The 1495-nt window shown below is 75.1% G+C and carries 2 protein-coding genes; both read right to left on the bottom strand.

Features of this window, described 5'->3' with window-relative positions:
- On the bottom strand, positions 1–233 hold a 233-nt coding region (locus tag PROKR_RS21775), incomplete at its 3' end, for a YidH family protein (protein WP_036967361.1).
- Positions 230–1213, bottom strand: a complete 984-nt coding sequence (locus tag PROKR_RS35820) for a formylglycine-generating enzyme family protein (RefSeq protein ID WP_084800595.1) — start codon at positions 1211–1213, stop codon at positions 230–232. The genes PROKR_RS21775 and PROKR_RS35820, both read right to left, overlap by 4 nt.
- Positions 1214–1495 lie beyond the last annotated feature (282 nt).

The raw sequence follows: 1495 nt of genomic DNA, 5'->3' as shown, positions 1-1495 counted from the left end.
AGCCAGGCCTGCACGGCGGCCAGCGTGCCGAGCACCAGGAAGACGCCGGCCGCGGCCAGCCGCCAGCCCGTCGCGGCCGGCAGCGACAGCGCCTCCAGCGCGAACGCGCCCGCGTACATCCCGAGCGCGGTGCGCAGCCACGCCAGGAAGGTTCGCTCGTTGGCGAGGCTGAACCGGGGGTCGGGCTCCTCGCCGTCACGGTAGACGCGCTGCGGGAATCTCCGGGCGGTCATGCGGCGACCGTGCGGAACCCGGCGTTGCCCATCGAGGAGTCGGGCGTGTTCGACGAGCGCGCGGAGTTGCGGTAGCGGTTGCAGTACGAGATGTGGCACAGGTAGCTGCCGCCGCGCAGGATCCGCATGGCGCCGGCCTCGGGGCCTGCCGGGCTCGCCGCGGGGGAGCGCCCGTACCAGCCCGGGTCGAACCAGTCCTGGCACCACTCCCAGACGTTGCCGACCGGCTGCCACAGGCCGAACCCGTTGGGCTCGAACGTCCGCACCGGCGCGGTGGTGAGCCAGCCGTCGTCCAGGGTGTTCTCGCGCGGGAACGCGCCCTGCCAGATGTTCGCGCGCCAGCCGCCGTCGTTCACCTCGGCGTCGCCCCAGGGGTACTTGGCGCCGTCGACGCCGCCGCGCGCCGCGTACTCCCACTCGGCCTCCGTGGGCAGCCGCCGGCCGGCCCAGTCGCAGTAGGCGACGGCGTCGTTCCAGCTCACGTGGGTCACGGGGTGGTCGGCGAGGCCGTCGACGTCGGACAGCGGGCCGCCCGGGTGCGCCCAGTCCGCGCCCTGCACGCCGAACCACCACGGGGTGCCGTCGGCCTGGCCCATGATGTCGCCGGGGTCCGCCGCCACGGCGAGGTGGAAGACGGCGGAGAAGCCGAACGTCTCCGCCTCGGTGCGGTAGCCCGTCGCGTCGACGAACCGCGCGAAGTCGGCGTTCGTGACCGTGGTCGCGTCGATCTCGAACGCGTCCAGCGTCACCTCGTGCCGGGGCACCTCGCCGTCGCCGGGGTTCTGGTCGCCCGACGAGTCGCCCATCGTGAACCGGCCTGCCGGGACTCTCGCCTGCTCGGCGTCGTGCCGGCCAGGTGCCGGTGTCCCGGCGGCGTCGGCCGGCCGGGCGCCGAGCTGGACGAACGCGTCCCGCCCTGGAGTCCCGCACCCGCACCCGCAGCTCTCGTGCCCTGCACCGGTCCGCTCGTCGCTCGTCACACCCCCACGGTAACGGCGTCCGACGGCGTCGTGACGTCGCCCGACGCCGCGGCGCAGGCACCTCGCCCCGGGCGGCGGCCGGGCCAGCCCGGAGCCTGCGGTCGCCCCACGATTCACCCCACTCCCGCGGCTACTTGAAAGGCGTCGGCCCCGGATCTGGGTTGGAATGGCGGGATGAGCCGCTCCTGGTCCGTCCAGCTCCGGTCCTTCCTCTCCCGAGCGCGCGCCCCGAAGGGGGCGCCCGCGGCGGCGTCCCCCGCGACGCCCGGTACCCCTGCGACG

Origin of the sequence: Promicromonospora kroppenstedtii DSM 19349, assembly GCF_000515355.1 — a bacterium.
GTDB classification, from domain to species: Bacteria; Actinomycetota; Actinomycetes; order Actinomycetales; family Cellulomonadaceae; genus Promicromonospora; species Promicromonospora kroppenstedtii.
The sequence above is the reverse complement of the archived record's forward strand: the minus strand, read 5'-3'. Positions and strand labels throughout refer to the sequence as shown.